This window comes from Roseateles sp. GW821-FHT09B06 (assembly GCF_059418245.1).
On the sequence record NZ_JBWKPM010000007.1, the window covers coordinates 103472 to 115858 of the forward strand.

Annotated in this window: 11 protein-coding genes; 8 read left to right on the forward strand and 3 right to left on the reverse strand. The window is 70.3% G+C overall.

All coding sequences use genetic code 11. The features are described from left to right. Positions 1-19 precede the first annotated feature (19 nt). Positions 20-655: a BON domain-containing protein gene (locus AC07OQ_RS08635; protein ID WP_495052699.1), complete on the forward strand. Its 636-nt coding sequence runs from the start codon at positions 20-22 to the stop codon at positions 653-655. Positions 656-781: 126 nt separating this feature from the next. Here AC07OQ_RS08635 and AC07OQ_RS08640 read toward each other — a convergent pair whose 3' ends face one another. The 3 genes from AC07OQ_RS08640 to AC07OQ_RS08650 all read right to left on the reverse strand — a co-directional run bounded on the left by AC07OQ_RS08640 (position 782) and on the right by AC07OQ_RS08650 (position 4097). Next, positions 782-1675 (reverse strand): NAD(P)-dependent oxidoreductase, encoded by an 894-nt coding sequence (locus AC07OQ_RS08640; protein ID WP_495052700.1) that lies wholly within the window; start codon positions 1673-1675, stop codon positions 782-784. Positions 1676-1769: 94 nt separating this feature from the next. Then, a complete protein-coding gene (locus AC07OQ_RS08645; RefSeq protein ID WP_495052701.1) occupies positions 1770-2906 on the reverse strand; it encodes a PilT/PilU family type 4a pilus ATPase in 1137 nt (378 codons plus the stop codon). 147 nt (positions 2907-3053) lie between these two features. Then, positions 3054-4097 (reverse strand): type IV pilus twitching motility protein PilT, encoded by a 1044-nt coding sequence (locus AC07OQ_RS08650; RefSeq protein ID WP_495052702.1) that lies wholly within the window; start codon positions 4095-4097, stop codon positions 3054-3056. Positions 4098-4124: 27 nt separating this feature from the next. Between AC07OQ_RS08650 and AC07OQ_RS08655 the strand changes: the two genes are divergently transcribed. From AC07OQ_RS08655 to AC07OQ_RS08685, 7 genes are all read left to right on the forward strand, one after another. Further along, positions 4125-4814: a YggS family pyridoxal phosphate-dependent enzyme gene (locus AC07OQ_RS08655; protein ID WP_495052703.1), complete on the forward strand. Its 690-nt coding sequence runs from the start codon at positions 4125-4127 to the stop codon at positions 4812-4814. A gap of 17 nt (positions 4815-4831) precedes the next feature. Continuing rightward, positions 4832-6238: an aminotransferase-like domain-containing protein gene (locus AC07OQ_RS08660; protein ID WP_495052791.1), complete on the forward strand. Its 1407-nt coding sequence runs from the start codon at positions 4832-4834 to the stop codon at positions 6236-6238. Between the two features lie 45 nt (positions 6239-6283). After that, positions 6284-6982: a c-type cytochrome gene (locus AC07OQ_RS08665; protein WP_495052704.1), complete on the forward strand. Its 699-nt coding sequence runs from the start codon at positions 6284-6286 to the stop codon at positions 6980-6982. Then, entirely contained in the window at positions 6979-8247 is a 1269-nt protein-coding gene (locus AC07OQ_RS08670) for a cytochrome c (RefSeq protein WP_495052705.1), read from the forward strand. Before AC07OQ_RS08665 ends, AC07OQ_RS08670 begins: the two co-directional genes overlap by 4 nt. 243 nt (positions 8248-8490) lie before the next feature. Next, positions 8491-10047: a methyl-accepting chemotaxis protein gene (locus AC07OQ_RS08675; protein ID WP_495052706.1), complete on the forward strand. Its 1557-nt coding sequence runs from the start codon at positions 8491-8493 to the stop codon at positions 10045-10047. A 42-nt stretch (positions 10048-10089) separates the two neighbouring features. Continuing rightward, positions 10090-10419, forward strand: a complete 330-nt coding sequence (locus tag AC07OQ_RS08680) for an energy transducer TonB (protein WP_495052707.1) — start codon at positions 10090-10092, stop codon at positions 10417-10419. 236 nt (positions 10420-10655) lie between these two features. Next, on the forward strand, positions 10656-12263 hold the full coding sequence (locus AC07OQ_RS08685) for a methyl-accepting chemotaxis protein (RefSeq protein WP_495052708.1): 1608 nt from the start codon (positions 10656-10658) through the stop codon (positions 12261-12263). Positions 12264-12387 lie beyond the last annotated feature (124 nt).

Genomic DNA, 12387 nt, shown 5'->3' on the forward strand with positions numbered 1-12387 from the left:
AAGACCCATGGGAGACCGAATGACCGCTAAGACCACAACCCGCCTGGCGCGCCGCGCCGCCCTGCTCGGCGCCCTGAGCGCCGCCCTGCTGACGAGCGCCTGCGCACCGCTGCTGGTGGGCGGCGCGATGGTCGGCACCGCGCTGATGACCACCGACCGCCGCACCTCGGGCACGCAGATCGAGGACCAGGGCATCGAGCTCAAGGCCGCCGCCCGGCTGCGCGAGCAGGTCGGCGACCGCGGCCATATCAACGTCAACAGCTACAACCGCATCGTGCTGCTGACCGGCGAGGCACCCAGCGAGGGCGACCGCGCCGCGGCCGAGCGCGTCGTGGCCCAGGTCGAGAACGTCAACCGCGTGCTCAACGAGATCGTGGTGGCCGGCAACAGCTCGCTGAGCAGCCGCTCCAACGACGTGCTGATCGCGAGCAAGGTCAAGGCCAGCCTGGTGGACGCGCGCGACCTGATCTCCAACGCCTTCTATGTGGTGGTGGAGCGCGGCACGGTCTTCATCATGGGCCGCGTGACCGAACGGGAGGCCACCCGCGCCAGCGAGATCGCGCGCGGCGTCGGCGGCGTGCAGAAGGTGGTGCGGGCGATGGAGGTGATCAGCGAAGAGGAACTCGCGCGCATCACGCCCAAGCCGAAACAGTGAGCCCCTCGCCCAGGGGTACCTGGGCGATCCCCCGAGGGATGCCGATGCTCGCGCGGGTTGCCGCGCGCTCACATCGGCTCAAGCCATCCTTGGGGCGCCCCGGCGGATGGCTTGATCAGGCAGCCATTACTTCAGCCGTTTGATCAGGCTCGAGGTGTCCCAGCGCCCGCCGCCCAGGGTCTGGACGTCGGCGTAGAACTGGTCCACCAGGGCGGTCACCGGCAGCTTGGCGCCGTTGCGGCGCGCCTCGTCCAGCACCAGGCCCAGGTCCTTGCGCATCCAGTCGACCGCGAAGCCGAAATCGAACTGGTCGGCCACCATGGTCTTGCCGCGGTTGTCCATCTGCCAGCTCTGGGCCGCGCCCTTGCCGATCACGTCCAGCACCTGCCTCATGTCCAGGCCCGCCTTCTGACCGAAGGCCACGGCCTCGGACAGACCCTGCACCAGGCCGGCGATGCAGATCTGGTTCACCATCTTGGCCAGCTGGCCGGCGCCGCTCTCGCCCACCAGGGTCACGGCCTTGGCGAAGGCCAGGGCCACCGGTTGCATGGTCTCGAAGGGCGCGGCATCGCCGCCGCACATCACGGTCAGCGCGCCATTGACGGCGCCGGCCTGGCCGCCCGAGACCGGCGCATCGACGAACTGCAGGCCGCGCTTGAGCGCCTCGGCATGCAGCTCGCGCGCCAGCTCGGCGGAAGCGGTCGTGTGGTCGACGAAGATGGCCCCGGAGCGCATGCCGGCAAAGGCCCCGGCCTCGCCCAGCACGACGCTGCGCAGATCGGCGTCGTTGCCGACGCAGGCAAACACGATATCGGCATCGGCCGCCGCGGCCGCCGGCGTCGCGGCGAAGGTGCCGCCGTATTCCTTGGCCCAGGCCTCGGCCTTGGCCGCGGTGCGGTTGTAGACCGTCACCGCATGGCCGGCCCGGGCCAGATGGCCGGCCATGGGATGCCCCATGACGCCGAGGCCGAGGAACGCCAGCTTGCGCGGCGCGATGGATTCATAGGTGCGAGTGCTCATGCTGTGCTTCCTGTCGACGAACTCGACGGATTCTCCAACACATGCCGTCCCCATCCAGCGACCGCCGCGGATCCGGCTCCGCCGGTAGGGGTGGTCAGACGATCGTCAAATGCTCGGTGCCGGAAGACAGGTCGCCCTGGCGTGCGCGCTCGCTGTTCAGCTTGATCTGCAGCCGCAGGTCGTTGACCGAGTCGGCATTGCGCAGCGCGTCCTCGTAATTCACCTTGCCCTGTTCGTAGAGGTCGAACAGGGCCTGGTCGAAGGTCTGCATGCCCTGCTCGCGCGAGCGCTTCATCAGTTCCTTGATCTCGCTGACCTCGCCCTTGAAGATCAGGTCGGAGATGAGCGGCGTGTTCAGCAGGATCTCCACCGCGGCGATGCGGCCCTTGCCCTCCTGGCGCGGCAACAGGCGCTGGCTGACCAGGGCGCGCAGATTCAGCGACAGGTCCATCAGCAGCTGGCTGCGGCGCTCCTCGGGGAAGAAGTTGATGATGCGGTCCAGCGCCTGGTTGGCGCTGTTGGCGTGCAAGGTGGCCATGCAGAGGTGGCCGGTCTCGGCGAAGGCCACGGCATGCTCCATCGTTTCGCGGTCGCGGATCTCGCCCATCAGGATCACGTCGGGCGCCTGACGCAGCGTGTTCTTCAGCGCCGCTTCCCAGTTGTCGGTGTCGATGCCCACCTCGCGCTGCGTGACGATGCAGTTCTTGTGCGGATGCACGAACTCGATCGGGTCTTCGATCGTGATGATGTGGCCGTAGGTGCTCTCGTTGCGGTGGTCGATCATCGCCGCCAGGCTGGTGCTCTTGCCCGAGCCGGTGGCGCCCACCACGATCACCAGGCCGCGCTTGGCCTGCACCACCTCGTTGAGGATCGGTGGCAGATCCAGCTGGGCGATGGTCGGCAGGGTGGCGGGAATCGTGCGCAGCACCAGGCCGACCTGGCCCTGCTGCAGAAAGGCATTGGCGCGGAAGCGTCCGATACCGGCCGGCGAGATCGCGAAGTTGCACTCCTTGCTGCGCTCGAACTCGGCCGCCTGCTTGTCGTTCATGATGGAACGTGCCAGCTGCAGCGTGTGGTTGCCGGTCAGCGGCTGCGGCGAGACCTTGGTGACCTTGCCGTCCACCTTGATGGCGGGCGGGAAATCCGCGGTCAGGAACAGGTCCGACCCGCGGCGCGAGATCATCAGGCGCAGCAGATCGTTGATGAATTTTGAGGCCTGATCGCGTTCCATAAATTCTCCAGTTCGATAGCCGCTACGGGCCGAGCGCCGGGCCGCCCCAAGCCGGCCCGCGCTGCAATCCGATACGGGCCACGGCCCGCATCGGATTGCACCCCCTCGGGGGGTGGCCCGACGTACCCGCCGGGCCGGGGCTCCCAATCACCCGGGGAAGTTGTCCGGGAACTTCGCCTTGGAGCGCGCCTCGGCGGGCGAGATGATGTTGCGCCTCACCAGATCGGTGAGGTTCTGGTCCAGGGTCTGCATGCCCAGGCTGTTGCCGGTCTGGATGGCCGAGTACATCTGTGCCACCTTGTTTTCGCGGATCAGATTGCGGATCGCCGAGGTGCCCAGCATGATCTCGTGCGCCGCGACCCGGCCGGTGCCGTCCTTGAGTTTGCACAGGCTTTGCGAGATCACCGCCACCAGCGACTCCGACACCATCGCCCGCACCATTTCCTTCTCGGCCGCCGGAAACACGTCGACGATGCGGTCCACGGTCTTGGCCGCCGAGGAGGTGTGCAGGGTGCCGAACACCAGGTGGCCGGTCTCGGCCGCGGTCAGCGCCAGGCGGATGGTTTCCAGGTCGCGCATTTCGCCCACCAGCACCGCGTCCGGGTCCTCGCGCAGCGCCGAGCGCAGCGCGTTGGCGAAACTCAGCGTGTGCGGCCCGACCTCGCGCTGGTTGATCAGGCTCTTCTTCGATTCATGCACGAACTCGATCGGATCCTCGATGGTGAGGATGTGGCCATACTCGTTCTCGTTCAGGTGATTGACCATGCCGGCCAGCGTGGTCGACTTGCCCGAGCCCGTCGGACCGGTCACCAGCACCAGGCCGCGCGGCTTCAGCGCCAGATCGGCGAAGACCTTGGGCGCGTTCAGCTGCTCCAAGGTCAGGATCTTGGACGGAATGGTCCGGAACACGGCGCCGGCGCCCCGGTTCTGGTTGAAGGCATTGACGCGAAAGCGCGCCAGGCCCTGGATCTCGAACGAGAAGTCGCACTCCAAGGTCTCTTCGTAGGCCTTGCGCTGCGAGTCGCTCATGATGTCGTACACCATGTCGTGCACCTGCCGGTGCTCCAGCGCCTCGACATTGATGCGGCGCACATCGCCATGCACCCGAATCATCGGCGGCAGTCCGGCCGAGAGATGCAGGTCGGAGGCCTTGTTCTTGACCGAGAATGCCAGCAGTTGGGTGATATCCATGAGGAAGGCGAATAGCTGAAGGCCATTATGGCGACGATCTCCGAGAACTTACAACAGCTCCATCAGCGCATCACAAGTGCTTGCAAGACCGTCGGTCGCCCCGTGCAAAGCGTCACGCTGCTGGCTGTCAGCAAGACGTTTCCAGGCGACGCCGTGCGCGCCGCCCATGCCGCCGGCGAGCATCGCTTCGGCGAGAACTATGTGCAGGAGGGTCTGGACAAGATCGCGCAGCTGGCCGACCTGCGCGGCCGGCTCGAATGGCATCTGATCGGCCCGCTGCAGAGCAACAAGACGCGCGCGGTGGCCGAGGCCTTCGACTGGGTGCACAGCGTGGACCGGTTGAAGATCGCCGAGCGCCTGTCGGCGCAGCGCCCGGCCGGAATGCCGCCGCTGCAGGTCTGCCTGCAGGTCAATATCAGCGGCGAGGCCAGCAAGAGCGGCTGCTCGGTGGCCGAGCTGCCGGCGCTGGCCGGCGCGGTGGCGGCGCTGCCACGGCTGCGCCTGCGCGGCCTGATGGCCATCCCCGAGCCGGCCGCCGACGTCGCGGCGCAGCGGCCGCCGCACCGCGCGCTGGCGCGCCTGCTGGCCGAACTGAACGCCACGCAAGACCTGGCCCTGGATACCCTGTCGATGGGCATGAGCGCCGATCTGGAGGCCGCCATTGCCGAGGGGGCCACCCTGGTGCGGGTGGGCACCGCAATCTTCGGCACGCGGTGAACAACAAGAAGGCGGCGATGCCGCGCTACCGGCTGCTGGCCGAGGAGATCGCCGGCCTGATCGCCGGCGGCACCCTGCGCCCCGGCGAGCGCCTGCCCTCGGTGCGCCAGACCCAGGCCGCGCGCGGCTGCAGCGCCGCCACCGTGTTCCAGGCCTATTACCTGCTGGAGTCGCGCGGCCTGGTGCGCGCGGCCGAACGTTCCGGCTATTTCGTCGCGCCCCCGCCCGCGCCACGGCCGGCAGCGGCCCGACCCAGCGGCCGGCCGCGCCCGGTGGCCGTCAGCGAGCTGGTGTTCCAACTGCTGGGCAGCGGCGGCCAGGCCCTGCAGGCCCCCTTCGGCTCGGCCTTCCCCAGCCCCGCGCTGTTCCCGCTGGATGCGCTGCGCCGCGCGCTGGCGGCCGGCGCGCGCTTGACCCGCCCGGCCCAGCTGACCGCCGAAGTCCCGCTGGGCCACGAGGAGCTGCGCCGCCAGATCGCGCTGCGCTATCTGCGCCAGGGCCTGACGGTGGCGCCCGAGGAGATCGTGCTGACCAACGGCGCGCTGGAGGGGCTGAACCTGAGCCTGCAGCTGCTGACCCGCCCCGGCGATGCGGTGCTGATCGAATCGCCCTGCTTCTACGCGGCGCTGCAGGCCCTGGAACGCCTGGGGCTGCGCGCCATCGAGCTGCCCACCGACCCGGCCGAGGGCGCCGACCTGGACGCGCTGGCGCGGCTGATCGCGCGCCATGCGCCCAAGGCCTGCTGGCTGATGACGAGCTTCCAGAATCCGCTCGGCAGCCTGATGCCGCCGGACCGCAAGCGCGCCCTGGCGGCGCTGCTGGAGCGCCATGGCATCCCGCTGATCGAGGACGATGTCTATGCCGAGCTGCAGCATGCGGGCGCGCCGCCGCTGCCGGCCAAGGCCTTCGAGGGCGAGGTGCCGGTGCTGCACTGCGGCTCCTTCTCGAAGAGCCTGGCACCCGGCTACCGGGTCGGCTGGGTGGCGGCCGGCCGCCTGGCGCCGGCCCTGCTGCGCGCCAGGCAGAGCCAGAGCCTGTCGGGCTCCTGGCCGGCCCAGGCCGCGGTCGCGCAATACCTGCAGGGCGGCGACTTCGATCGCCACCTGCGCGCGCTGCGCCGCAGCCTGGCGCGCCAGCAGCAGGCCATGCTGGACGCCATCGCCCGCCATTTCCCGCCGGCCACCCGGGTGAGCCGGCCGCAGGGCGGCTATTTCCTCTGGGTGGAGCTGCCCGCCGGCTGCGACAGCCTGGCCCTGCATGGGCCGGCCCTGGCCGAGGGCATCAGCCTGGCGCCGGGGCCGATGTTCTCGGCCGGCGGCGCCTTCCGCCACTGCCTGCGCCTGAACTCCGGCCAGCCCTGGACGCCCGTGCTGGAGCGGGCGATGGCAAGGCTGGGCCGGCTGATAGGGTCGCAACTTGGCTGATCTGCTCCTTCCCGTCCCGGCCCGGCGCGGGCACCATCGGGCCCGATGAGAGCGATCCATGTCCTCCCGCTGCTCCTGGCCCTGCTGCTCGCCGGCCCGGGCGGCGCCGTGCCGCCCCGGGTCGAGGACAGCCTGGCCCAGCGCGCCCAGGCCTGCACCCTGTGCCATGGCAAGGAGGGTCGCGCCGCGGCCGACGGCTATTACCCGCGCCTGGCCGGCAAGCCGCAAGGCTACCTGTACAAGCAGCTGCTGAACTTCCGCGACGGCCGGCGCGACTACGGCCTGATGAGCGAGCTGGTCGCGCCGCTGTCCGATGCCTATCTGCACGAGCTGGCCGGTCATTTCGCCGCGCTGGACCTGCCCTACGGCCCGCCGCAGGCCCCGACGCTGGACGCCGCCGCGCTGGCGCGCGGCCGGGCCCTGGTGCAGCAGGGCGACAAGGCGCGCGGCATCCCGGCCTGCGTGCAATGCCATGGCGAACGCCTGACCGGGGTCCAGCCCTTCGTGCCGGGCCTGCTGGGACTGCCGCGCGACTATCTGAACGGCCAGCTGGGCGCCTGGCGCAGCGGCCAGCGCCGCGCCGTCGCGCCCGACTGCATGGCCGAGATCGCCCGCCGGCTGCGTCCCGATGAGATCAATGCCGTCTCGCAATGGCTGTCCGCCCAGGCCCTGCCGGCCGGCGGTGCCAAGCCGGCGGCCGGCTTCGGCGGCCCGCTGCCGGTCGAATGCGGAGACCTGCGGTGAAGCGGCGACTGGGCCTGCTGCTGGCGGCCGGCACCCTGCTGGGCGCGACGCTGGCGGCGCTGGCGACGCTCTGGGCCCTGAACCGCCTGGACGAGCAGCCGCCCTCCCCGACGCCACTGGCGATCACGCCGGCCCTGGTCGAACGCGGCGCCTACCTGGCCCGTGCCGGCAACTGCATGGGCTGCCACACCGAGCGCGGCGGCCAGCCCTATGCCGGCGGCCGCGCCGTGCCCACGCCCTTCGGCAGCGTGTTCGCCCCCAATCTGACCCCCGACCCCTCCACCGGCCTGGGCGCCTGGTCGGCCGACGAGTTCTGGCGCGCGCTGCACAACGGCCGCGGCCGCGACGGCCGGCTCCTGACGCCCGCCTTCCCCTACACCAACTACGCGCTGGTGACGCGCGCCGACAGCGACGCGCTCTACGCCTACCTGCGCAGCCTGGCGCCGGTGACCCGTCCGAACCGGCCGCACGAGCTGCGCTTCCCCTACGACACCCAGGCCGCGCTGGCCGTCTGGCGCGCGCTCTACTTCCGCCCCGCGGTGTTCACGCCCGACCCCGGTCACGGCGCTTCCTGGAACCGCGGCGCCTACCTGGTGCAGGGCCTGGGCCATTGCAGCGCCTGCCATGCGCCGCGCAACGGCCTGGGCGCCAACGGCGGGCCGGCCGACTTCAGCGGCGGCATGCTGCAGGAACTGGGCTGGCATGCCCCCTCGCTGCATGACCCGTCCGAGGCCGGCGTGGCGCGCTGGAGCGCGGCCGAGCTGCGCCAATGGCTGCAGACCGGCCGCAACGCGCACGCCACGGCCCTGGGCCCGATGGGCGAGGTGGTGCTGGGCAGCACCCAGCATCTCGGCGAGGACGATCTGGAGGCGATGGCGACCTATCTGCGCGGCCTGTCCCTGCAGACGCGACCGCGCGCCAAGCCGCCGCGCCCCGACCCGGCCCTGCGCGAACTGGGCGCCAAGCTCTACGAGCAGCATTGCGCCTCCTGCCACGGCGCGCAGGGTCAGGGCGTGCCGGGCATCTATCCGGCCCTGGCCGGCAGCCGCACCGTGACCATGGACTCCAGCGCCAACCTGCTGCGCGTCATCCAGCGCGGCGGCTTCGCCCCGGCCACCGCCGGCAATCCGCGCCCCTTCGGCATGCCGCCCTTCGCCGGCGTGCTGAACGATCGCGAACTGGCCGCCCTGGCCAGCTATCTGCGCAACGCCTGGGGCAACCAGGCCGGCGACGTGCGGCCTCTGGACGTGCTGCGGCACCGCTAGCAAGCCGGAACGCAGATCGACAGCGTCAGGTCTTGCCTCGCAAGACCTGACCCCGGCAACCGCATGCGCCGCGCGTCGGCCGGTGTTAACCCTAGGTTTCCGGTTGTAACCGCGATCTTTGTCACGTGCCTCCGCGGCACCTTCGAGACACCCCCTAAAGCGGGGGTCGTTCGCCCCGATAGTCCGGGCTGCACCCGTTACCGCGGGCTTTCGAAGTCAATGATCGAACCGAGGGATCTTCCGATGAGGTTTCTGACACAGCTGCGCATCAGCCATCGACTGGCCGTCAGCTACGCCCTGCTCGTCCTGTTGCTGATCGCGATCGGCGCCTTCGGCGCCCACAACGCCAGCCGCCTGGCCCGCGACCTGGACAGCATGGCCAACACCAGTCTTGTGAAGATTGCCGCGGCCAATGCGCTGGAAGGCAATGTCAATGTGATCGCCCGCGCCGCGCGCGACCTGATCCTGCTGGACGAGGCGCGCCAGATCAAGCGCCAGAACGCCGCCATCGACGAGGCCGTGGCCGACACCGAGAAGCAGCTGGCCAGCCTGGGCGCCGGCAGCGACGCCAAGGAAAAGGAGCTGATCGCCCAGGTGCGCGACACCGAGCTCAAGTTCCTGGCCGCCGCCGCCAAGTTCCGCAAGGTGGCCGAGGCCGGCAATCCGGACGAGTCGCGCGAGAGCCTGATCACCGACGTGCGCCCCGCCCAGACCGCCTACCAGAACGGCCTGAAGGGGCTGGTCGATCTGCAGTTCGACAACGCCCGCAACCTGGCCGTCTCCGGCGGCGAACTGGCGCGCAACTCGGTGCTGGTGACCCTGGTGCTGGTGGTCGCGGCGGTGGCCATCGGCGGCGTCGGCGGCTTCACGATCGCCCGCTCCATCGTGCTGCCGGCCCGCAAGGCCCAGACCGCCGCCCAGGCGATCGCCGCGGGCGACCTGACCCAGCGCATCGAGGTCGAGGGCAGCGACGAGCTGTCGCAGATGCTGGCCGCGATGCGCGACATGCAGGTGGCGCTGTCGGGCGTGGTGCAGAGCGTCAGCTCGGCCGCCGGCGAGGTGGCGCACAACTCCGGCCTGATCGCCGGCAGCAACCAGGACCTGTCGGACCGCACCGCGCGCTCCGCCTCCAGCCTGCAGAACACCGCCGCCTCGGTGGAGCAGATCGCCTCGAACCTGAACGGCGCCAGCCAGCTGACCCGCAAGGCCGCCGGCATCGCCAACAAGGCGCGCCAGTCGGCCTCGGCCGGCGGCGCGGTGGTGACCGAGGTCGTCACCACGATGCAGGCGATCAGCCAGAGTTCCAAGAAGATCGGCGACATCATCGGCGTGATCGACGGCATCGCCTTCCAGACCAACATCCTGGCGCTGAACGCCGCGGTCGAGGCGGCGCGCGCCGGCGAGCATGGCAAGGGCTTCGCGGTCGTCGCCTCCGAGGTGCGCGCGCTGGCCTCGCGCAGCGCCCAGGCCGCCAAGGAGATCAAGGTGCTGATCCAGGAATCGTCCGTCAAGGTCGAGGCCGGCACCGAGCTGGTCAACAACGCCGGCGCGACGATCCGCTCGGTGGTCGACGAGGTCAACAACATGGGCCAGCTGATCGAGGAGATCTCGCATTCGGCCCAGGAGCAGGCCGCCGGCGTCGGCGTGGTCAACAGCGCGATGAACGAGCTGGACCAGACCACCCAGCAGAACACCACGCTGGTGGACGAGCTGAGCCGCTCGACCGACGAACTCAAGCAGAGCTCCTCGCGCCTGCTGGACGCGGTCGGCTTCTTCCGCGCCACGCCCACGTCCGCCTGAACCGACACCCCCGGATTTTTCATCGCACTCACGAGCTCCCGCATGAAACAACAGTTCTCCACGCTCAAGTTCCTGGCCGCCGCCGCGCTGGCCGTCGGCCTGGCCGCCCAGGCCTCGACGCCCAAGGTCGTCAAGAAGGTGCCGCCCGAGTTCCCGCGCGAGGCCGCGCAGCAGTCGATCACCAGCGGCGTGGTCAAGGCCAAGCTGTCGATCGACGGCGAAGGCAAGGTCACCGAGGTGGCCATCGTCGAAGCCGAGCCGCGCCGCGTGTTCGACAAGGCCGTGACCCGCGCGCTGATGGACTGGCGCTTCGAGGCCAGCGGCGAGAAGCAGACCCATGAGGTCAAGCTGGTGTTCCGCAACGAGGACTGACGCTCGGCACCGGCGTTCCGCCGGCAGGGCGGCGCCGAGCCCAGCCCTTTCACGAGGCCCGCCCATGGCGGGCTTCGTCGCTTTGCAACAAAAAGTATTTGTCGTGCCCCATGACGCGCCGCTATGCTCGCGCTGCGCATGCGATGGGCCACAGAGCCCGCATGCGCCACCGGACAGCTTTCGCCGCGCTCCGCGGTACGGCAACAGGGGGTGTCTTCATGCGCAACAATGGGCCCGTGACCCAGCGGGAGTTCCCGTTCCCGACCGGCGAGACCCTGGTCTCCACCACCGATCTGCAAGGGCGCATTCTTTACTGCAACAGCGCCTTCGTCGTGGTCAGCGGCTTCCCGCGTGACGAATTGCTGGGCCAGCCCCACAACATGATCCGCCACCCGGACATGCCGCCCGAAGCCTTCCGCGACATGTGGGAAACCATCCAGAGCGGCCAGCCCTGGTCGGCCATGGTGAAGAACCGGCGCAAGGACGGCGATCACTACTGGGTGCAGGCCAATGTGACGCCGCTGCTGGACGAGCGCGGCCAGCCCAACGGCTTCATGTCGGTGCGCACCGAGCCCGAGCGCCAGGACGTGGAGGCCGCCGAAGCGCTCTATGCGCGCATGCGCCAGCAGGGCGAACAGGGCGCGCTGAAGCTGCGCCAGGGTCAGTTGGTCGACGGCTCGCTGGGCGGCCGGCTGCGCGAGGCGCTGCGCCTGAGCCTGGGCACGCGCATGAGCTTGACCGTGCTGCTGGCCGGGCTGATGGGGCTGTCGCTGGGCCTGTGGCTGGCCGGTACGGGCTCCTGGGCCGTCGGTGCCGGCGCCCTGGGCCTGGCGGTGCTCGCCCTGCTGGGCGGCTGGTACCTGCGCGGCGCCGCGATCGCGCCGATCGAATCGCTGGTGCGCTTCGCCAACCGCATCGCCGCGGGCGATCTGACCCAGCACATCAAGAGCACGCGGCGCGACGAGATCGGCCGTGCCACCGCGGCGCTGGCCCAGCTCAACGTCAATCTGATGTCCATCGTGCGCGACGCCCGCATCGGCGTGATGCAGGTGCGCCAGGGCTCGCAGGCCATCTCGGCCGGCAACCAGGACCTGTCGGGCCGCACCGAGACCCAGGCCAGCAATCTGCAGCAGACCGCCTCCTCGATGGAGCAGATCACCAGCACCGTGCATGCCAGCACCGAGATGGCCGCCAATGCCGCCGCCCAGGCCGGCGCGGCGCGCGAGGTCAGCCAGCGCAGCGCCGCCGCGGTGCAGGCCGTCGCCGCCACCATGCAGAACATCAACGAGGCCTCGGCCCGCATCGCCGACATCATCCAGGTGGTCGACAGCATCGCCTTCCAGACCAACATCCTGGCGCTGAACGCCGCGGTGGAGGCGGCGCGCGCCGGCGAGCAGGGGCGCGGCTTCGCGGTCGTCGCGGCCGAGGTGCGCACGCTGGCGCAGCGCACCTCCGAGGCCGCCAAGGAGGTGCGCGGCCTGATCCAGGCCTCCAGCGAGCGCGTCTCCGAGGGCGGCACCCAGGTGCAGAACGCCAGCCGCGCGATGGGCGAGGTGCAGCATGCGGTGGAAGAGGTGCATGGCCTGATCACCCGCATCAGCCAGGGCATGAGCGAGCAGATGCAGGGCATGGACCAGATCAATACCGCGGTGGCCCAACTCGACAGCCTGACGCAGCAGAATGCCGCGCTGGTGGAGCAGGTGTCGGCCGCGGCCCTGGGGCTCAACGAGAAGGCGCAGGAGGTGGCCAACTCGGTCAGCGTGTTCCGTCTGCAGGGCCAGTCCAGCGACACCCCGCCCGACGCCGTGGCCCTGCGGCGCGCGGCGCGTCTGGCGCGCGGCTGAGGCCGGCGCGGCCAGAGGCCCGGCGACTCCTCCGGGGCCCGCACGCTGCGCGGGCCGCGCCGGACCCGCGCGGTGGTGCAACAAATTGCACACCGCTGCCGCGCAATGGAAACCGACTCGCCGA

Coding starts and splice junctions, on each gene's coding strand:
- AC07OQ_RS08635 (WP_495052699.1), top strand. CDS start 20: ATGACCGCTAAGACCACAACCCGCCTGGCGCGCCGCGCCGCCCTGCTC.
- AC07OQ_RS08640 (WP_495052700.1), bottom strand. CDS start 1,675: ATGAGCACTCGCACCTATGAATCCATCGCGCCGCGCAAGCTGGCGTTC.
- AC07OQ_RS08645 (WP_495052701.1), bottom strand. CDS start 2,906: ATGGAACGCGATCAGGCCTCAAAATTCATCAACGATCTGCTGCGCCTG.
- AC07OQ_RS08650 (WP_495052702.1), bottom strand. CDS start 4,097: ATGGATATCACCCAACTGCTGGCATTCTCGGTCAAGAACAAGGCCTCC.
- AC07OQ_RS08655 (WP_495052703.1), top strand. CDS start 4,125: ATGGCGACGATCTCCGAGAACTTACAACAGCTCCATCAGCGCATCACA.
- AC07OQ_RS08660 (WP_495052791.1), top strand. CDS start 4,832: ATGCCGCGCTACCGGCTGCTGGCCGAGGAGATCGCCGGCCTGATCGCC.
- AC07OQ_RS08665 (WP_495052704.1), top strand. CDS start 6,284: ATGAGAGCGATCCATGTCCTCCCGCTGCTCCTGGCCCTGCTGCTCGCC.
- AC07OQ_RS08675 (WP_495052706.1), top strand. CDS start 8,491: ATGAGGTTTCTGACACAGCTGCGCATCAGCCATCGACTGGCCGTCAGC.
- AC07OQ_RS08680 (WP_495052707.1), top strand. CDS start 10,090: ATGAAACAACAGTTCTCCACGCTCAAGTTCCTGGCCGCCGCCGCGCTG.